The sequence below is a fragment of the Zhihengliuella halotolerans genome (assembly GCF_004217565.1).
Classification (GTDB): domain Bacteria; phylum Actinomycetota; class Actinomycetes; order Actinomycetales; family Micrococcaceae; genus Zhihengliuella; species Zhihengliuella halotolerans.
In genome coordinates this window covers 2441551-2458741 of record NZ_SHLA01000001.1, presented here as the reverse complement: position 1 = coordinate 2458741, position 17191 = coordinate 2441551, and the positions used below count along the sequence as shown (strand labels likewise).

The 17191-nt window shown below is 68.1% G+C and carries 19 protein-coding genes; 10 read left to right on the top strand and 9 right to left on the bottom strand.

The window, feature by feature from the left end:
• Window positions 1–115: 115 nt before the first annotated feature.
• Complete coding sequence (locus EV380_RS11120; RefSeq protein ID WP_130451192.1) at window positions 116–1672, top strand: GMC family oxidoreductase; 1557 nt, start codon at window positions 116–118, stop codon at window positions 1670–1672.
• Between the two features lie 13 nt (window positions 1673–1685).
• Here the strand turns inward: EV380_RS11120 and EV380_RS11115 are convergent, their stop codons facing one another.
• Window positions 1686–2684, bottom strand: coding sequence for an acyltransferase family protein (locus tag EV380_RS11115; protein WP_165391941.1), 999 nt, complete (start codon window positions 2682–2684; stop codon window positions 1686–1688).
• Between the two features lie 173 nt (window positions 2685–2857).
• On the opposite strand from EV380_RS11115, the gene EV380_RS11110 reads away from it, so the two are divergent.
• Together EV380_RS11110 and EV380_RS11105 are read left to right on the top strand one after the other, a co-directional pair.
• Window positions 2858–3370 carry a phosphoribosyltransferase gene (locus tag EV380_RS11110; RefSeq protein ID WP_130451190.1) on the top strand — a complete coding sequence of 171 codons (513 nt, stop codon included), beginning with the start codon at window positions 2858–2860 and terminating at the stop codon, window positions 3368–3370.
• Between the two features lie 328 nt (window positions 3371–3698).
• Window positions 3699–3977, top strand: coding sequence for a HepT-like ribonuclease domain-containing protein (locus tag EV380_RS11105; protein ID WP_165391940.1), 279 nt, complete (start codon window positions 3699–3701; stop codon window positions 3975–3977).
• Window positions 3978–4038: 61 nt separating this feature from the next.
• On the opposite strand, the gene EV380_RS11100 is transcribed toward EV380_RS11105, so the two are convergent.
• Both EV380_RS11100 and EV380_RS11095 read right to left on the bottom strand, forming a co-directional pair.
• Window positions 4039–4329: a type II toxin-antitoxin system RelE/ParE family toxin gene (locus EV380_RS11100; RefSeq protein ID WP_130451188.1), complete on the bottom strand. Its 291-nt coding sequence runs from the start codon at window positions 4327–4329 to the stop codon at window positions 4039–4041.
• Window positions 4326–4559, bottom strand: a complete 234-nt coding sequence (locus tag EV380_RS11095; protein ID WP_102159380.1) for a type II toxin-antitoxin system ParD family antitoxin — start codon at window positions 4557–4559, stop codon at window positions 4326–4328. Before EV380_RS11095 ends, EV380_RS11100 begins: the two co-directional genes overlap by 4 nt.
• 82 nt (window positions 4560–4641) lie before the next feature.
• Here EV380_RS11095 and EV380_RS11090 point away from each other — a divergent pair, with 82 nt between their 5' ends.
• The gene (locus tag EV380_RS11090; protein ID WP_130451187.1) at window positions 4642–5115 is read left to right on the top strand and encodes a hypothetical protein; all 474 of its coding nucleotides are present in this window, start codon (window positions 4642–4644) and stop codon (window positions 5113–5115) included.
• A gap of 89 nt (window positions 5116–5204) precedes the next feature.
• On the opposite strand, the gene EV380_RS11085 is transcribed toward EV380_RS11090, so the two are convergent.
• The 4 genes from EV380_RS11085 to EV380_RS11070 form a co-directional block, all read right to left on the bottom strand.
• Entirely contained in the window at window positions 5205–6227 is a 1023-nt protein-coding gene (locus EV380_RS11085; RefSeq protein WP_130451186.1) for an LLM class flavin-dependent oxidoreductase, read from the bottom strand.
• An 84-nt stretch (window positions 6228–6311) separates the two neighbouring features.
• Entirely contained in the window at window positions 6312–7550 is a 1239-nt protein-coding gene (locus EV380_RS16905) for an MFS transporter (protein ID WP_242607590.1), read from the bottom strand.
• Window positions 7507–8409, bottom strand: coding sequence for a dihydrodipicolinate synthase family protein (locus EV380_RS11075; RefSeq protein ID WP_130451185.1), 903 nt, complete (start codon window positions 8407–8409; stop codon window positions 7507–7509). The genes EV380_RS16905 and EV380_RS11075 overlap by 44 nt, the downstream gene beginning before the upstream one ends.
• 69 nt (window positions 8410–8478) lie before the next feature.
• Complete coding sequence (locus EV380_RS11070; RefSeq protein ID WP_130451184.1) at window positions 8479–9423, bottom strand: redoxin family protein; 945 nt, start codon at window positions 9421–9423, stop codon at window positions 8479–8481.
• Between the two features lie 207 nt (window positions 9424–9630).
• Here EV380_RS11070 and EV380_RS11065 point away from each other — a divergent pair, with 207 nt between their 5' ends.
• The 5 genes from EV380_RS11065 (at window position 9631) to EV380_RS11045 (ending at window position 14043) form a co-directional block, all read left to right on the top strand.
• The gene (locus EV380_RS11065) at window positions 9631–10086 is read left to right on the top strand and encodes a DUF4383 domain-containing protein (RefSeq protein WP_130451183.1); all 456 of its coding nucleotides are present in this window, start codon (window positions 9631–9633) and stop codon (window positions 10084–10086) included.
• Between the two features lie 93 nt (window positions 10087–10179).
• Window positions 10180–10854: a fasciclin domain-containing protein gene (locus EV380_RS11060; RefSeq protein ID WP_130451182.1), complete on the top strand. Its 675-nt coding sequence runs from the start codon at window positions 10180–10182 to the stop codon at window positions 10852–10854.
• Window positions 10855–10997: 143 nt separating this feature from the next.
• Window positions 10998–11576 carry an ECF RNA polymerase sigma factor SigK gene (gene sigK, locus EV380_RS11055; protein WP_207219405.1) on the top strand — a complete coding sequence of 193 codons (579 nt, stop codon included), beginning with the start codon at window positions 10998–11000 and terminating at the stop codon, window positions 11574–11576.
• Entirely contained in the window at window positions 11576–12445 is an 870-nt protein-coding gene (locus EV380_RS11050; protein ID WP_130451180.1) for an anti-sigma factor, read from the top strand. Before sigK ends, EV380_RS11050 begins: the two co-directional genes overlap by 1 nt.
• Window positions 12446–12489: 44 nt before the next feature.
• Window positions 12490–14043 carry a molybdopterin-dependent oxidoreductase gene (locus EV380_RS11045; protein ID WP_130451179.1) on the top strand — a complete coding sequence of 518 codons (1554 nt, stop codon included), beginning with the start codon at window positions 12490–12492 and terminating at the stop codon, window positions 14041–14043.
• A gap of 22 nt (window positions 14044–14065) precedes the next feature.
• Here EV380_RS11045 and EV380_RS11040 read toward each other — a convergent pair whose 3' ends face one another.
• Window positions 14066–14683 carry a hypothetical protein gene (locus EV380_RS11040; RefSeq protein ID WP_130451178.1) on the bottom strand — a complete coding sequence of 206 codons (618 nt, stop codon included), beginning with the start codon at window positions 14681–14683 and terminating at the stop codon, window positions 14066–14068.
• A 162-nt stretch (window positions 14684–14845) separates the two neighbouring features.
• Window positions 14846–15547 (bottom strand): TetR/AcrR family transcriptional regulator, encoded by a 702-nt coding sequence (locus EV380_RS11035; RefSeq protein ID WP_130451177.1) that lies wholly within the window; start codon window positions 15545–15547, stop codon window positions 14846–14848.
• A gap of 168 nt (window positions 15548–15715) precedes the next feature.
• Here EV380_RS11035 and EV380_RS11030 point away from each other — a divergent pair, with 168 nt between their 5' ends.
• Entirely contained in the window at window positions 15716–17107 is a 1392-nt protein-coding gene (locus EV380_RS11030) for an NAD-dependent succinate-semialdehyde dehydrogenase (RefSeq protein ID WP_130451176.1), read from the top strand.
• Window positions 17108–17191: the final 84 nt, after the last annotated feature.

The window sequence follows — 17191 nt, the reverse complement described above, 5'->3', positions numbered from 1 at the left end:
CCGCGAGCGTGCGCGGAGAGTCAAAAACTGTGCCGCACGTCACAATGCGAGGCTGCGGTGCGGGAGGAGAGTCGAGATGAGACTCGTCGACGCACGCAGAGAGGAGAGGACACGCATGCCCAGGACAACAGCCATCATCGTCGGGGCCGGCTCGGCCGGATCCGTCGTCGCCCGCCGGCTCGTCGACGCCGGAGTCGACGTCACCCTGTTCGAAGCCGGGGGAGAGGACTCCAATCCGGCCATCCACGACGTCGGCCGGCTCGGGGAACTCTGGCACAGCCCCGACGACTGGGACTACTACACCGTTCCCATGGCGGGCACTGCGAGCAAGCCGATGCACCTGCCGCGCGGCAAGGTCCTCGGCGGATCCCACGCACTCAACGCGACCATCTGGGTCCGTTGCGCGCCCGAGGACTTCGACGGGTGGGCCGAGACCTGCGGCGAGGACTGGGCGTGGAAGAACGTCCTGCCCGTCTACCAGGCCATGGAAGACTTCTCCGGCGGCGCCACCGAACTTCACGGGACCGGCGGGCCGATCCCGGTCGACAACGACTACCCGCTCGAGGAGATCCACCAGTCCATCCTCGACGCCGCCGTCGAAGCGGGCGTCCCGTTCAATCCGGACTACAACGGCGAGACGCTCGACGGCGTCTCCAAGGAGCAGGTCAACATCCGCGGCGGCGAGCGCATCAACACGTGGAAGGCCTACCTCAAACCGGTGCGCGAGAAGCTGCGGATCGTGACCGGAGCGGAAGTGCATTCGCTCATCGTGGAGGGCGACGCCGTCGTCGGAGTCCGCTACCGCGCCGACGGCGCGATGTTCAAGGCCCGCGCGGACCGTGTGGTCCTCGCCGCCGGCGCGCTCGGCAGCCCGCAGATCCTCCTGCGCTCGGGCATCGGCCCGGCGGGTGAACTCGCCGAGGCGGGCGTCGACGTCGTGCTCGATTCCCCGCAGGTCGGCAAGAACCTGCACGACCACCTGCTCGCACCCGTGATCGGCGCGACCGCGCGGGACATCCCGCTGCCACCAGCCGGCACCTCGGTGTCGCAGACGCACCTTTTCGCGAAGTCGTCCCCGGAGAAGACCGTGCCGGACACGCAGCCGATCTTCTTCTCGGTGCCGATGTACTCGCCGGGCATGGAGCCCGTGGACGGGCCCGCGTTCACGCTGCACTCGGGCATCGTGTCCCCGACGAGCCGCGGCGAGATCCGGCTCACGGGGCCCGGGCTCGACGACGCCGTCAGCATCGACCTTGGCGCGCTGACCGACCGGGAAGACATCGACGCGTTCCTCTTCACGCTCAAGCAGTGCCGCGACATCCTGGCCCGGCCGGCGCTCGCCGACGGGTGGGGCGCCGTCGAGGTGTACCCGGGACCGGAGGTGCGCAGCGACGAGGAGCTGGTCGAGTACATCCGCAACAACGCGGTGACCTATCACCACCAGGTCGGCACGTGCCGGATGGGTGCTGACGATGGCGCCGTCGTGGACCCGCGGCTGAACCTGAAAGGGTTGGACGGCCTGAGCATCATCGACGCGTCGATCATGCCGAAGATCACCACCGGCAACACGAATGCGCCGTCGATCCTCATCGGCGAGAAGGGTGCGGAGTTCCTGCTCGAGGACCTCGGGCTGGCCGCGGGAGCCGAGCGCGAAGCGGTGGCGCAGGCGTAGCGACGGCCTGCTCTCAGACCGCCCTGCGATCCGGTCCCGCGGGGCGGTGCCTCCGCGGCAGGGCGTACAGCCAGGGTGTCCACGGCCGGGCCCACACGAAGAACAAGGTGATCCCCAGCGTGGCCGCTGTCAGCACGAGCACGTGGGCCGCCTGCGGCAGCGTGACCGCGGACAGCACGGTGTCCCGCAGCAGCACCAATATCGGGAAGTGCGCCACGTAGACCACGATCGAGCTGCGCCCGCACCACGTCACGAAAGAGTAGAAGGCGGATCCGGGCAGGCGCGGGGCGAACCAGACGATCACGGCGATGCCCAGGAGGGACAGGCCCGCGCCGACGGGGCTGCCGAAGATCAGGTCGCCCCGCGGCACCGCTGCGATGGACGCGAAAGCCACGAGGACCAGTACCGGGACGGAGAGCAACGCGGGGGCGTTGATCCACCGTGGGATGTAGTGCCGGGCCCACGCGCCCAGGAAGAAGAACGCGCCGAACCAGAGCGTGTTGCCGACCAGACCCGGCTCGATGCCGCTCACGGCGCACACGGCGACGAGGCCCGCGAAGACGGCGAGATAGAGCCAGTGGTGGATGACGGGAAGGGCCGGGATCAGCGGCTTGAAAACGATCGCGGCGGCGTAGCAGGCCAGAAGCGCGATGAGGAACCAGAGGTAGTTGCCGTTGAGTATGTAGGCGCTGAGGTCCGCCGGAAGGCCGAACCCCTGGTCGACGAACACGCCGTAGAGAACCAGCCACACCAGCAGGGGCCAGCCGATGGCGGCGATCTTGCCCCACGCGTAGGTCGGAATCGGCTTGGCCAGGGAACGGTCCAACAGCACGCCTGAGAGGAACATGAGCAGGGGCATGCGGAAGGGCGCGAGGTACTCGTTGGCCTCCGCCCACCCTTCGAGTGGCACCCCGCTGTGCTCATTGGTGTGCATGACCACCACGAGCAGCACCGCGATGCCCCGGAGGAAGTCCATCCAGTGGAGTCGTGGGGCCGTCTCTGTTCCGTGCATCCAGTCCATCGTAGATGCCACGGCTTCCGGGTGCAGGTGCGGGCCCGGCTGCTCGGAGCGTCGCGAATGCCGCCGGGCGGCGGGACCCGGATGCGGGCGATGCGGGTACCATCGATGCAATCCGCACTTCAGACGCCGCCCCACGAAGCGGCCCCGAGCCTTCGAGGACCACGATGAATCTCGCCCACCACGCCGACTCCGCCGAACTGCCCACCAAGGAGGTCCTGACCTGGGACCTGTTCGGCACCGCGTCGCGCGAGCTCGCCCAGCAGATCGCTGACAGCGACTTCCGTCCTGAGATCGTGATTGCCGTCGCGCGCGGGGGGCTGCTCCCGGCCGGCTCCCTGTCCTACGCGCTGGGCCTGAAGCTGGCCGACGCCATCAACGTGGAGTTCTACACCGACGTCCACGAGACCCTCCCGGACCCGGTCTTGTTGGCGCCGATGCTCGACGAAGACGCGATCAAAGGCAAGCGCCTGCTGGTGGTCGACGACGTCGCAGACTCCGGTCGGACCCTCGCGCTCGTGTTGGATATTCTCCGCGGGCAGGGTGCTGAGGCTCGCAGCGCCGTGCTCTACTCGAAGTCCGCGTCGGTCGTCGACCCGGACTTCGTGTGGCGCCGTACCGACGAGTGGATCGTTTTCCCGTGGTCGGCCGAGCCGCCGGTCACCCCCAGCCGGGCCTGACCCGGGACGTCCGGGGGGCGGTATCCGCAGCTGCGGGATCTACCGGCACATGCCTGGTTCGCACGCTATCCATGAGGTGATGGCTAGGCGTTACTCAAAACGGAAGTGCACGGCATGATGAGTAAGTCAGTTACTCATAATGCGGAGGACGGTCGTTTTGGGCAGCGAACGAGTTTGGCGGGCCGAAGTCGCGTGGCCACCCATCGCCGCGCAAGAGCTGGGAGCCCGGACCCCGAGCATCTATCCCGCTCTGCAGGTCCTGACGCAGAGCGTGTGATCGTTACTCTGCGAGATTTTGTGGCTTTCGTCGGGGACAGCGAGTCGATTGGTGAAGCGTGGTCGTGTCGCCTACGACGGCGATGAGGCGCTGCAGTTGGCATCCGAGGCGATCGTTCACAAGTTGGGTGAGGCTGTCTCGCGCCTGCCGGACAGCTTCATTGTGGCTTACCCCGAAGTGCGCTGGCGTTCTATGAAAGGCATGCACAATCTCGTGGCGCATGAGTATCACGCTGTTGACTACAGCATCATCTGGCAGGCGCTCGAGGCGGAGATTCCCGCCGAGGCCGAACGCGTCCGCGACGTTCTACGAGAGCTCGACGCAGAGTAGAGAGCCTTCGGCGGCTACGGGGCAGTGTTTTCGATGAGGCCAAGTGCGCCAGGGTCGGCCTCTAGAAGTGTCGGGTGGGGTCCACACGTTGGTGGAGAATTCGGATGACGTCGATTCCGCCGGCGTTCTCGGTGAAGAACACCAGATGACTCCCTGCCGAGTAGCGAAGGTACCCCTGACGTATGTCATCTACGCGACGCGCCCGTGAGGGATCCTCGGCAACACGTTCGATCGCTACCCGGAGATCTTGGATGTCGATCTCGGCTTGGCGTGCATCCCAATGGTCCTCGCTGTAGTCCCAGATATTGGCGAGATCGTTTTGGGCGGCTGGAGTGAGTCGGTAGCGATTCACGATTTCTTGGAGGCGATGAATGCGTCGAAATCGAAGGTCTCGGCATCACCGCTCTGCTCGCCGGCAACGAGCGCTGCGCGCAGGGTGGCCATCTGAGTCTCCTGGTCTTCGAGGAGCCGGAGGCCGGCGCGAACAACCTCGCTCGCGGACCGGAAGCGCCCCGAGGCGACTTCGCGCGTGAGGAATTCTGTGAAGTGCTCATCGAGGCTGATGGATGTGTTTGACGCCATGGAGCAAGAGTACCAATTATTGGTAATGACCTGAAGAGTGCCACTAATCGGAGCGGGCCAGCGGATTGATACGCTGACGCACATGTCGCATCGTCGCATCCCACTCCTCGTTGCAGCTGCACTGGCCGTCTGCCTGGTGTCCTGCGCTTCGCCCGACGAGCCCGATTGGGAGACGGCCTCGGGCCAGGCGGGCGACTTCGTCGAGGCAGCAGAGGACGACGACGGGTACCTCGGGTCGGGTTGGCTGCGCGTGAGCCCGGAGGATTCGCCGCCGGGCGACGAGGACGGCGTGACGCTGGACTATCCGTCCGGGGCCACGATCGAGGGCCTGAACGTCGTCTGCTTCGGCAACGGAACGATCAGTTTCGACTTCACCACGCAGAGTGGATCTTCAGGAGACCGCGGCGCATCCGCAGATGTCGAATGCGACGGGACCGTGAAACCCGTGGAACTTGGCGAACCCCTCGAAGGCGTCGACGCCCTCCGGTTCAACGGCATCGTCGCGGACGGTACCGGGGCCGTCGTTGCGGCTTCGGTCACGGGCACGGCCGAGTAGTCGTGGCCGACCCTGCGCGCCCGGGATGGCGCGCAGGATCGGCGAGCGACGACGTCGTGCTCTCTTCGCCGTCCTGAGCGGCGGGCGCCTCAGCGCCAGCCGAGTTCCGGCGCGACGTGCTTGAGGATCGACTCGATGACGTGGGCGTTGTAGTCGACGCCCAGCTGGTTCGGGACCGTGAGCAGGAGGGTGTCGGCGGCGGCGACGGCCTCGTCCTCGGCCAGCGTGGCGACGAGCTCGTCCGGGGTGCCCGCGTAGGAGCGGCCGAAGATGGCACGCGTCTTCTCGTCGATGTTGCCCACCTGGTCCGAGCTGAACCGGTCGCGGCCGAAGTACTGCCAGTCGCGCTCGTCGGTGAGTGCGAAGATGCTGCGGCTGACCGAGACGCGCGGCGTGCGCTCGTGGCCGGCCTCCTTCCATGCCTGCCGGTAGACCTCGATCTGCTCAGCCTGCTGCACGTGGAAGGGCTTGCCGTTCTCGTCGTCCTTGAGGGTGGAGGACTGCAGGTTCATGCCCAGCTTCGCCGCCCACTTGGCGGTGGCCGTGGAGCCGGAGCCCCACCAGATGCGATCGCGCAGCCCAGGGGAGTGCGGTTCGACGCGGAGCAGCCCGGGCGGGTTCGGGAACATCGGCGACGGATTCGGCTCGGCGAAGCCCTTGCCGGTGAGTACCTCCAGCAGGCGCTCGGTGTGCGCGCGGCCCATGTCGGCGTCCGACTGACCCTCGGCCGGCTCGAAGCCGAAATAGCGCCAGCCGTCGATGACCTGCTCGGGTGAGCCGCGGCTGATGCCGAGCTGCAGGCGCCCGCCCGAGATCAGGTCCGCGGCGCCGGCGTCTTCGGCCATGTAGAGCGGGTTCTCGTAGCGCATGTCGATCACGCCCGTGCCGATCTCGATCCGGCTGGTCTTCGCACCGATCGCCGCGAGCAGCGGGAACGGGGAGGCGTACTGCTGCGCGAAGTGGTGGACGCGGAAGTACGCGCCGTCCGCGCCGAGCTCCTCAGCGGCGACCGCGAGATCGATCGCCTGCAGCAGCGCGTCCGAGGCGCTGCGCGTGCCGGATTGCGGGTGGTCGGTCCAGTGACCGAAGGACAGGAAGCCGATGTTCTTCACGCCTGCGTCAACTCCGGAGCCCGCCCCGATATTCCGAGAACGGTTCGACGGGTCGCGGGCGCATTCCGGCCGCTTCCGCAGCGGTCAGGCCGAGCGCTGGTCCCCACGTCTTCCCAAGGCGGTGACTGCGGCCGCTAGGCCGCACATGCCCGCCGCGGCGGTGAGCGGCAACCAAGCGGAACCTGTGATCAGGGTGCCGGCAACCGCGGTGCCGGCAGAACCCGCAGCGATCTTGAGCGCGCCCACCCAGATGAACACCTGGCCGCGCGAGAGCACCGGCGCGTACTCGCTGCGGGCGGCCAGGGTTGCAGCGAAGAACAAGGAGTTGGCGATCCCCGCCAGGGTGAAGACTGCGATGGCCGTCGCAAGGCTCTGGGCGGGGATGACGAGGAGTAGGGCGCATGCGACGGCGGCGGCGAGGAGCACGGTGAGCCGATCGGCGTCGCCGCGCAGGGGCCAGATCATCAGCAGCGCCGAGCCGGCGAGGCTGCCGACGCCGTAGCCGGCGACCAGTGTGCCCGCCAGTGCCGGCGCGCCGAGGTGCGGCGCGATGGACACGGCGTAGATCGGCAGCATGGCGACGGAGAATGCGACCACGACGGTCAGCCCGAGCGTGCGCCGCAGCGGCCCCGACCGCACGATCAGCCCGAGGGTCCGCAGGGGAGACGGGACATCGGTGGCGACGACGTGTTCCTGCTGCCGGGGCAGGGCCATGACCGCGCCGGCGCCGATCACTGCCGCGCCGGCGAGCATGAGCGTCGCCGGCAACGGCCCGCTCAACGCAGCGACGGATGCGACGGCCGCTGGCCCCAGCGTGCCGCTGATGCCGTAGCTGGCGACGTCCCAGCTCTGTGCCCTGCGTTGGCTCCTTTGCGATGGACCTGCGATCGACGGGAGCCGGCTGCTGACGCCTCCCGTAAGCATGGGGCCGAACAGCCCCGAGAGGACCAGCAACACCGCGGGGATTATCGGCCAGGTCACGGGCAGTGCAAGCGCTGCCGCACCGAGGAGGAGGCCGTGAGCCAGCGCAGAAACGGCGATGACTTTCCGCCCGTCGTGGGCGGTGTCGAGGCGGCGCGCGATGAAGGGGCCGAGCAGGTGGGGAGCGGTGATCGACGCGCCCAACAGGCCGGAGACCCAGCCTGGCTGACCCGCGGCATGCGAGAGGAGCACGATCGCCACCACCGCGCCACCGTCGGCAGAGCGCACTAGAGTCGCGGCGAAGACGTAGCGCACCACCGCCCACGACCGCCCGCGGGAACCGGGCGGTGTCCCGTCGCTACCCAAGACCGAGCTCGTCGAGCACGTCGATGACTCGTGCACGTTGGGTGCTCGTGAGGCCCTGAATCGGCAACGGCAGGCACTGCGCGGATGCGAGACCGAGGTGTTCGGCGATCGCGGCGACGACGCGGAGGGAACCGCCGAGTTCAGCGAACAAACCCCACAACGGCGCGAGGCGCTCCGATGTGGTCCTCGCCTCGTCCGCCCGGCCTTCACGCGCGGCGCGGGCGATCGCCACGGCTGGATGCGGGAGGGTTCCGCCGATGACCGAATACCAGGCGTCGCAGCCGGCGTTCAGCCCCGCAGCAGCGGACGCGTCCCCGGAGATGCCGATCGTGACGTGGTTCGGTAGCGCGGACCGGATGGCGGCGACATGTTCGCGTGCCTGCCCGGGGTCGGCGGGGCAGGCGGGGATCTTGATCGACGCCACACCGGCGAGTTGCGCGATCCGGGTGTAGAGCTCGGTGGTGAACGTGAAGTGCGTGGTACCGGGATTGTCGTAGACGATGACGGGCAGGTCGGTGCGCTCGGTGACGGTGCGGAACAACTCGAACACGTCGTCGTCCGTGAGCGGCTGATAGCTCATGGGCGCCAGCAGGACGCCTGCGGCGCCCGCCGCCTCCGCACTTTCAACGTGCGTGAGGACGTGTGCGGTGCGCAGGGCCCCGACGCCCACGAACACCGGCGTATCTCCGGCGTGCTCGACGGCGAGGCGGGCGACCCGGGCCCGCTCTTCGGACGTGAGATAGGCGTAAGAGCCCGTTGATCCAAGCGCGGTGATCGAGTCCACTCCGGCTGAGGCGAGGTGCTGGACCAGGTGGACGAACGCGGCCTCATCGACGACGTCGTGGTGCAGCGGGGTAAGCGGGAAGGCGCTGAGGCCAGTGAAGAGGCTGTTCATGAGTGTTCCTGTTCAGTTTTCTGGGGGCGCGTGCACGACGACGTGCCTGGTGGGAGGAGTGGGCAGGAGTTAGTGAATGGCGTGCTCGCGCAGCCAGCGCAGGACCTGCCGCGCGTGCTCGTTCGGCGGGAAGATCGGGTAGAAGACATGCTCGATCACCCCGTCGCGAACGATCAGCGTGAGGCGTGCGTACAGGCGCTCGTGCCCGGCAGCGGCGAACGTTGGCAGATCGAGCGCATCGGCGAGGGCGAAGTCCTCGTCGGAGATCATGGCGAATGGCAGCCGCAACCTCTCCACGACCTCGGCCTGGTAGTCGGCGTCCTGGCTGGACAGGCCGAAGACCTGGTCCACTCCGGCTGCACGCAGCTCATCGAAGTGGTCGCGGAAATCGCAGGCCTCGGTGGAGCAGCCGCGAGCTCCAGGGATCGCGTCCCACCCGTCCGGCAGGTCGACCCCCGGCCGGCCCGTCAGGGGGTACAGATAGATCACGGACCGCCCCGCGCCCAGCGTGCTTAGCGGCGCGCTGCGGCCGTCGCTGGTGGGGAGCGTCAGATCGGGCAGCAGCATCCCCGGCAGGTGGGCCGCGCCGCCGTCGTCGTCGGGAACCGGGAGACCAGTGGGAAGAGTCGGAATGTCGGTCACCGGAGCGTTGTCCCGAAAGCCCAGCCCTGCACTGCGGTCGAGGCGTTGCTGCAACGCGTCACGACGCCGCGCCAGGGCGCCGATCATCTGGTTGAGGTCAGCGATCGTGTCGCGGTACACCGCCAGTGAACTCACACATTCATCGCCGCGCTCGTGCCCGAGGTCCAAGCACTCGAGGAACGGTCCGGCTTTCTGCGGTGGGATCCCGAGAGCGGAGAGCTCGCGGATCTCGGTGACCGCACGTAGATGGTCCTGGTCGAACGAGCGGTACCCGTTGACCATGCGAGCCGGTTCCAACAGACCGATGCTCTCGTAATAACGGACGGCTTTCACCGTCACCTGCGCCCGACGCGCCAGTTCTCCGATCAGCATGTCCACCTCCTGCTGCCAACGCTAAACCTTGCCCTGGGGGTCAAGGTCAAGTTCGGGGTCAGGGTCACGTCCCGGGGCGCGCTGACGTCGCGGATGTGGACACCGCAAAAAAACTTTGCGAATTCTCCAATCCGATTCCCCGTCCGCTCCGAATTGTTCATGTGACCGCGCAACGGCGGTGACAACACATCGACAAAGGAGCACACGATGAACAGTTCCGCAGCTCAGGTGACGCGACGGTCCGCAGTTGCACTCGCAGCTCGCACGGTCGGCGTGGTCTTCCTGCTGGTGGGCGTTCTGGGATTCGTTCCCGGCATCACGAGCAACATCGGCGACCTCACGTTCGCCTCCCACCACTCCGAGGCCATGCTTCTGGGCCTCTTCCAGGTCTCCGTGCTCCACAACGTGGTGCACCTGCTCTTCGGTGTTCTCGGCATCGCCGCAGGGCGCGGAAACGCGGGGGCCATTCGCTACCTCGTCTGGGGCGGCGTCGTCTACCTGGTCCTCGGCGTCTACGGCGTCCTGGTGCCGCACGGCAGCCCCGCAAACTTCGTTCCGGTCAATGGTGCCGACAACGTCCTGCACTTCGGACTCGGCATCGGCATGGTCGCCCTAGGACTGATCCTCGGGCGCCGGAAGAACCTCCACGCCGCTACGGCCTGAGGTCCCAAGCTCGGGTACCGGCCACAGCACGGTCGGTACCCGTCGAGAAATTCGCACACGCCATTGTTTGGCACACAACCAAGGAGAAATGTCATGAAGAACAATCGCTTCCTTCCCGTCTTCGGCGTCCTCGCCACCGCTGCTTTCGCCCTCGCCGCCTGTTCCTCGGGCGACACTCCGGACGACATGTCGTCCTCCAGCCCGATGGCGGAGGACATGAGCTCTTCGGCTCCCGCCACGGAGGAGGCCGAGGAGATGGATCCGGCGGCCAACCTGGTCGGCCCCGGCTGTGCGGCCTACGCCGAGCAGGTTCCCGAGGGTGACGGCTCGGTTGCCGGCATGGCTCAGGACCCGGTGGCCGTCGCGGCCTCGAACAACCCGCTGCTGACGACCCTGACCGCGGCCGTCTCCGGCGAGCTGAACGAGGATGTCAACCTGGTTGACACGCTCAACAGCGACGAGTTCACCGTGTTCGCCCCGGTCGATGACGCCTTCGCGGCCATCCCCGAGGACGACCTGAACGGTGTTGTCAGCGACGCCGACACCCTCACCACGATCCTGACCTACCACGTGGTCCCCGGGCAGATCGCTCCGGACGACATCGTCGGCGAGCAGACCACGGTTCAGGGCGGCACCGTCGAGGTCGCCGGAGAGGGTGACGAACTCACCGTCAACGGCGCCAACGTCATCTGCGGCGGAGTCCAGACCGCCAACGCGACCGTCTACCTGGTCGACGAAGTCCTGATGCCGGCCTCGGACGACATGTAGGAACTCGCGAGCGGCACGGGTCCCGGGGTGCATGCTCCGGGACCCGTGGTCTCCGCCCAGTCAGTACGTGACGTGGGCGACACGGACAGAAGTGGAGAGGGGTCGGAGCGGTCATGAACGCCTCATATGAAACTATGGGGGTAATGAAACTGCCCGGTACTGCGCGGAACGACTCCGAGCCCGCGACGTTGAACGATCTTCTCGCCCGCGTTTCGCTCGGCGACGAAGACGCCTTCGAAGCGCTCTACGACGACTCCGCCGCTCTGGTCTTCGGTCTCATCAAACGGGTCGTCCGCGACCCGGATCTCAGCGAAGAAGTCCTCCAGGAAGTCTTCGTCGAGGTTTGGCAGCACGCGACGCGCTACGACGCCGACCGGGGCTCCGCGAGATCCTGGATCTGCACGGTGGCCCATCGCCGGGCCGTCGACAAGGTCCGCGCGACGGTCTCGAGCAACAAGCGGGACCTCGCCCAGGGCATCAAGGAATTCCAGGAGACCACGGACGATGTCGCAGATGTCGCCGTGTTGAGGGCCGACGTCGACCGCGTGCTCAAAGCGCTGGAGACGCTGACTGAAATGCAGCGGGACGCGATCCGGCTGGCCTATTACGGGGGTTACACGCACCGGGAGGTGGCGACCCTGCTTCAGGTACCGCTGGGAACCGTAAAAACTCGCATACGCGACGGAATGATCATACTGAGAGACAGGTTGGGGGTGGCGTAATGAGCGATCACAAGCATTCATCGACGGGCGCCTGGGCCCTCAACGCCCTCGAGGACGCCGAGCGGGCAGAGGTTGAGGCCTACCTCGACGAGAACCCTGAGGCCGCCGAAGAAGCGCGGAGTCTCGCCGAGACCGCCACGCATCTCGCGGCTGCCGCTGGTTCCGAGACCCCGCCGCCGCGTCTCAAGAAAGACATCATGTCCGCGATCAAGCAGACGCGGCAGCTGCCGCCGATGCCGAAGCAGGACGACGGCGTGGACGAACCGGCGGCGGCAGAACACGCCGCTCCCGCCGCCTCGCCAGCGCCCCTGGAACAGCGGGAGATCGCGCCCGAGCAGGAATCGCCCGGGGACGACGTGGTCTCACTCGACGCTTTCCGTCGCAAGCAGCAGTCCACGCGGATTCTCGCCGCGGCGGCCACGGTACTCCTGCTCTCGAGCGGGGTCCTGACCGGAGTCGTCATGGTCCAGCAGAACGAGCTGGACGAGACGAAGCAGCTGCTGGCGGACACGGCCCGCTACCAGGAGATGGTCGGCCAGATCATGACCGCCTCCGACGCCAAGATGACCAACGCCCCGTCCTCGAGCGGCGGCATGATTCATCTGAGCTACTCCGCTGAAGAGGGCGTCATGGTCCTTGCGTCATCCAACCTGCCAGAACTCCCTGAAGGCCGCGCCTACGAGCTGTGGCTGATCTCGGACGACGGGGCAGCACCCGCCGGCATGCTATCCGAAGCGGAAGCATCCGGCGCTGAAAGCAAGATCCTCGAGGGCCCCATGGAGGGCATCACCCACATCGGCATCACTGTCGAGCCAGCGACCGGGTCAGAGCAACCGACCACCGATCCGATCGTGCTCAGCGAACTCTAGTCCGCACCGGTGCCGACCCACTGACATCGCAAGGGGTCATCGACATGGCACACGTATTTCGCTCCGGATGGCGTTACATGCTCTCGGGCATCGCCGCCGCCCTCGTCCTCCTCGGTACGGCCGAGGCACTCTCCGTCTTCTTCGCCGCGGCGTCGGCGCCGCTCGTCTCCATCGGCGGGGCCTTCATCGACATCATCCCGCCGTGGGTCAAGGACGCCGCGATCGCGCTGTTCGGCATCTACGACAAGATCGCGCTCTTCGCGACGATGTTCCTGGTGGTGCTGATCCTGGCCGCCGGGATCGGTCTGCTCGCGCGCAAGCACCGCTCGGCGGCGCTCGGCGCCGTCGTGATCCTCGGCATCGGGTCCTCCCTGGTGGTCGTCTCCCGCTCCGGCACCACGCTGATCGACGTCGTCCCGACCTTGGTCGGCACCGTCGCCGGTGCGGTCGTCCTCTGGGCCCTCGCGCGCCTCGCGCAGCGGGCAGCTGGCGGGAGCGTCGAGGCAGCCGCCGACGACGCGACCGGCCGTCGCCGCTTCCTGCTCGGCACCGCCGGCGCCGCCGTCGTGGGTGTGGCACTTCTCGTCGCCGGGCGCGCCGCCTCGAGCGCCCGCAGCGGCATCGCCGCGGTTCGCGACGCGATCCGGTTGCCCGCGCCGGCGGTCGCGGCCCCGGCGCTGCCGGACGGGGTCTCCAGTCCGGTGCCCGGCATGCCGCCGTTCGTCTCCCCGAACGACGACTTCTACCGCATCGACACGGCCCTGTCCGTGCCGCGGATCGACCCGTCCACGTGGCGCCTGCGGATCCATGGGCTCGTGGAGCAGGAGATCGAGATCGGCTTCGACGAACTTCTCGCCGAGGACCTTGTCGAAGCAGACGTCACGCTCACCTGTGTCTCGAACCCCGTCGGCGGCGACCTCGCCGGCAACGCGCGGTGGCTCGGCGTGCCGGTGAGACGGCTGCTCGAGCGGGCCGGCGTCGACCCGTCCGCCGACATGGTGCTCTCCCGCAGCGTGGATGGCTTCACCGCAGGGACCCCGATCGAGGCGCTGACGGATGAGAGGAACTCCCTGCTCGCCGTGGGCATGAACGGCGAGCCGCTCCCGGCCCAGCACGGCTTCCCCGTGCGGATGGTGGTGCCCGGGCTCTACGGCTACGTCTCCGCGACCAAGTGGCTCGAAGACCTCAAGGTCACCCGCTTCGCCGACGATTCGGCCTACTGGACGGATCGCGGGTGGTCGGCGGAGGGGCCCATCAAGCTGGCCTCGCGCGTAGACGTCCCGCGTTCCTTCGCCTCGGTTCCGGCCGGGGAGGTCATGATCGGCGGGACGGCGTGGGCCCAGCAGCGGGGGATCTCCGCGGTGGAGGTCCAGATCGACGACGGCGAGTGGCAGGCCGCGACGCTGGCCGCCGACGGCGGCGCCGACTCGTGGCGGCAGTGGTCCTTCGCGTGGGACGGCGCGACACCGGGGCGGCACAGCGTCACGGTGCGCGCGACCGACGGCGACGGGGAGCTGCAGACGAGCGAACGCGCCGACCCCGTGCCGGACGGTGCCAGCGGCTGGCACCGGATCGAGTTCACCGTCCAGGACGGCTGACCCGGACCGACGCCGGCTCGGGCTACTCGGCGGCCGCCTGCTCGCTCCTGACCTTGTCGCTGATCTGGCGGGCGTCCGGCGCGAACGCGTAGAGGTTGCCGTCCTCCTGCGACACCCACCAGCGTCCGCACAAGTGGGTCGTCTTGGCTTCCTGACCGGCGGGCCACCAGTCGGCGGTCAGCGTCGGCTTCGTGTCCAGGTCCGCGAGGTCAATGTCCTTCACGCGGTTGTCGGTGCCGTAGCTGGCCTCGAGCTCGGCGTCGGTCGGCTCACCCGCGGTCGCGATCGCGGCGCACGTGTTGGGCAGGTCGCCGTCGTACGCCATGGTCATGAGCCGTTCGTGGCCGGTGGAGCGCTGTTCGACCTTCACGTCGGTGCCGCCGTCCGGGACCCAGCCGGCGAGCAGCCCGTCGGACTTGCCCTCCTCGCTCGTGGGGGCTGTCTTGGAGGCGGCGTCGTCGTACTTGTCGTTCAGATCGAACGATCCGCACGCCGAAAGCGCGAGCGGCAGGACGGCCGCCAGCGCGAGCAGCGGCAGCACTCGGCGCGGACGACGCCGGCCCGTGCCGGCGGGGTGGGCGGCGCGGGCGCTGATGTCGGAAGCGGTGGTGGTCTGGGTCGAGGACTGGTTTTTCATCATGCCTCAACGCTATGGAAGCGCACCGGGTGTGCGCGTCCTCCGGTGGGCTCGAATGCCGGGCTCCGGTTGTCAGCCCGCCGGTCGTGCCGGTGACGCGCGGCTCATCCCGGGGGAGGGGCTGACCCTGAGGCCGGCCTGGGGGATCGCCCGGAGCTGGCGGGATCAGGCCTCGCTCGGCAGGCCTGCCTCGACGCCGGCGAGGAGCCGTTCCAGCCCCCAGTCGAAGCTCGCGTCCGCAGAAGGCGTGCCCGTGGCGGCCTGGGCCCGGCGCGCCTCGTCGAAGGACGGAGTGGGCCGGGGATGCCCGGAGGTGTCGAAGATCGTCTCGGGGGCGTTGGTATCCATCGCCGAGCCGAAGACGAGGGATTCGAACGCGACGATCGTGGGCATGACGTCGGCCGCCGGGAATCCCGCGGCGATGAGATGCTCGGCGACGAGCTCGTACATGTCCACCGTGCGCGGGGAGCCGGTGACCGGCAGGACCGCGATGATCGGCACCATCGCCTCGTGCCGGGCGAAGACCTGCCGGTAGCTCTCCGCCCAGCGGCGCAGTGCCACGACGACGTGGCTCGTGCCGAACCCGGAGACGTCCACGTGGCCCATGAGCTCGTCCTGGACGAGTGTGAGCAGCCCGTCACGCCCGGCCACGTGGTTGTAGAGGGCCGACGGGGCGACGCCGAGCGCGCGCCCGAGCGCCGTCATGCTGAACTCGGCGCCCTGCACCTCGATCAGCCGGATCGCAGCGGCGGTGATGCCCGCCGGGGTGAGCACCGCCGTCGTCGGGCGCCCGGCCCGGCGCGCAGGCTCGACGCCGGGCGCCCGCCCCGCCCCGGCGGGTCGCGGCGAATCCTTCGACGGCGTCATTAAAACTCCCTACGATGGCGTGAACGGGTTCACAAGCGGCCGGTGGACACGGTACATTCGTATCAGTAAATGAATAGGCTTCATTTTAGTGGCCCGGCCACCCCGGATGGCAAGGGGGCGGCGCAGTACCCGCCCGGGCCGGCCCCCAGCAGCGAGAAAGGAACTCTCATGACGGACTCCACCGCCTTGCAGTACAAGATCCTGAACCCGGCCACCGGCCAGGTCGAGGAAACCTTCGAGACCGCGACCGACGCCGACGTCGCCGCCGCTCTCGAGACCACCCAGGCCGCCTACGTCGAGTGGGCCGCGCGCCCCATGGCGGAGCGCGTCGCGATCGCGCACAAGATCGCCGAACTCTTCTACGAGCGCAAGGAAGAACTCGGCCGCATCGCGACCCGCGAGATGGGCAAGCCGCTCTCCGAGAGCATCGGCGAGGCCGAGTTCTGCGGCGACATCTTCAAGTACTTCGCGGACAACGGCGAGAAGTTCACGGCCGATCAGGAGATCGAGTCCTTCATCGGCGGCAAGGCGATCATCCAGCGCCGCGCGGTCGGCCCCCTGCTGGGCATCATGCCGTGGAACTACCCGTACTACCAGATCGCCCGCTTCGCGGCGCCGAACCTGGTGCTCGGCAACACCATCCTGCTCAAGCACGCCGAGACGGTCCCGGGCTCCGCCCTGGCCATGCAGAAGCTGCTCGACGACGCCGGCGTCCCGGCCGGCGTCTACCAGAACCTGTTCGCGACGCACGAGCAGATCGCCGACATCATCGCCGACCCGCGCATCCAGGGCGTCTCGGTCACCGGCTCCGAGCGCGCCGGTTCCGCCGTCGCCTCGCTGGCCGGCAAGCACCTGAAGAAGTCCGTCATGGAGCTCGGCGGGTCCGACCCGTTCGTGGTGCTCGACAGCAACAACGTCTCCGAGATCGTCGACACCGCGTGGGCCACGCGCATCGAGAACACGGGCCAGGCCTGCAATTCGAACAAGCGCATGATCGTCGCCGAGGGCATCTTCGACGACTTCGTCGCCGGCCTCGTGGCCAAGGCCAAGGGCCTGACCCCGGGCGACCCGGCCGACGAGGCCGAGGGCACGTTCGCCCCGCTGTCCTCCCGTGCCGCCGCCGAGAAGCTGCACGAGCAGGTCCAGGACGCCGTCTCCAAGGGCGCCACGCTGCACGTCGGCGGCGAGCTGCACGACGGCCCGGCCTCCTACTACTCGCCGGCTGTGCTCACGGGGATCACCCCGGAGATGCGCGCCTATAGCGAGGAGCTGTTCGGTCCCGTCGCCGCGGTCTACAAGGTCGCCGACGACGCCGAGGCGCTCAAGCTCGCCAACGACACCGAGTTCGGCCTCGGCGGCAGCGTCTTCTCCGCTGATACCGAGCGCGCCCGGAAGATTGCCGAGCAGCTCGAGGTCGGCATGACCAACGTCAACGCCCCGGGTGCGGAGTCCTTCGAGATGCCGTTCGGCGGCGTCAAGCGCTCCGGCTTCGGCCGCGAGCTCGGACCGCTGGGCATGGACGAGTTCGTCAACAAGCGCCTGCTCTACATCGCCGACTAATCCGTTCCGACGGAAAAGCCTGAGTTGCAGACCTGAGCCTAGAGATCATCCTCCGGCTCACGTCAGTAGCTCAGGCTTTTCTGC

Coding starts and splice junctions, on each gene's coding strand:
- EV380_RS11120 (WP_130451192.1), top strand. CDS start 116: ATGCCCAGGACAACAGCCATCATCGTCGGGGCCGGCTCGGCCGGATCC.
- EV380_RS11115 (WP_165391941.1), bottom strand. CDS start 2,684: ATGCACGGAACAGAGACGGCCCCACGACTCCACTGGATGGACTTCCTC.
- EV380_RS11110 (WP_130451190.1), top strand. CDS start 2,858: ATGAATCTCGCCCACCACGCCGACTCCGCCGAACTGCCCACCAAGGAG.
- EV380_RS11095 (WP_102159380.1), bottom strand. CDS start 4,559: ATGGCGTCAAACACATCCATCAGCCTCGATGAGCACTTCACAGAATTC.
- EV380_RS11090 (WP_130451187.1), top strand. CDS start 4,642: ATGTCGCATCGTCGCATCCCACTCCTCGTTGCAGCTGCACTGGCCGTC.
- EV380_RS11075 (WP_130451185.1), bottom strand. CDS start 8,409: ATGAACAGCCTCTTCACTGGCCTCAGCGCCTTCCCGCTTACCCCGCTG.
- EV380_RS11070 (WP_130451184.1), bottom strand. CDS start 9,423: ATGCTGATCGGAGAACTGGCGCGTCGGGCGCAGGTGACGGTGAAAGCC.
- EV380_RS11065 (WP_130451183.1), top strand. CDS start 9,631: ATGAACAGTTCCGCAGCTCAGGTGACGCGACGGTCCGCAGTTGCACTC.
- EV380_RS11060 (WP_130451182.1), top strand. CDS start 10,180: ATGAAGAACAATCGCTTCCTTCCCGTCTTCGGCGTCCTCGCCACCGCT.
- sigK (WP_207219405.1), top strand. CDS start 10,998: ATGAAACTGCCCGGTACTGCGCGGAACGACTCCGAGCCCGCGACGTTG.
- EV380_RS11050 (WP_130451180.1), top strand. CDS start 11,576: ATGAGCGATCACAAGCATTCATCGACGGGCGCCTGGGCCCTCAACGCC.
- EV380_RS11045 (WP_130451179.1), top strand. CDS start 12,490: ATGGCACACGTATTTCGCTCCGGATGGCGTTACATGCTCTCGGGCATC.
- EV380_RS11040 (WP_130451178.1), bottom strand. CDS start 14,683: ATGATGAAAAACCAGTCCTCGACCCAGACCACCACCGCTTCCGACATC.
- EV380_RS11035 (WP_130451177.1), bottom strand. CDS start 15,547: ATGACGCCGTCGAAGGATTCGCCGCGACCCGCCGGGGCGGGGCGGGCG.
- EV380_RS11030 (WP_130451176.1), top strand. CDS start 15,716: ATGACGGACTCCACCGCCTTGCAGTACAAGATCCTGAACCCGGCCACC.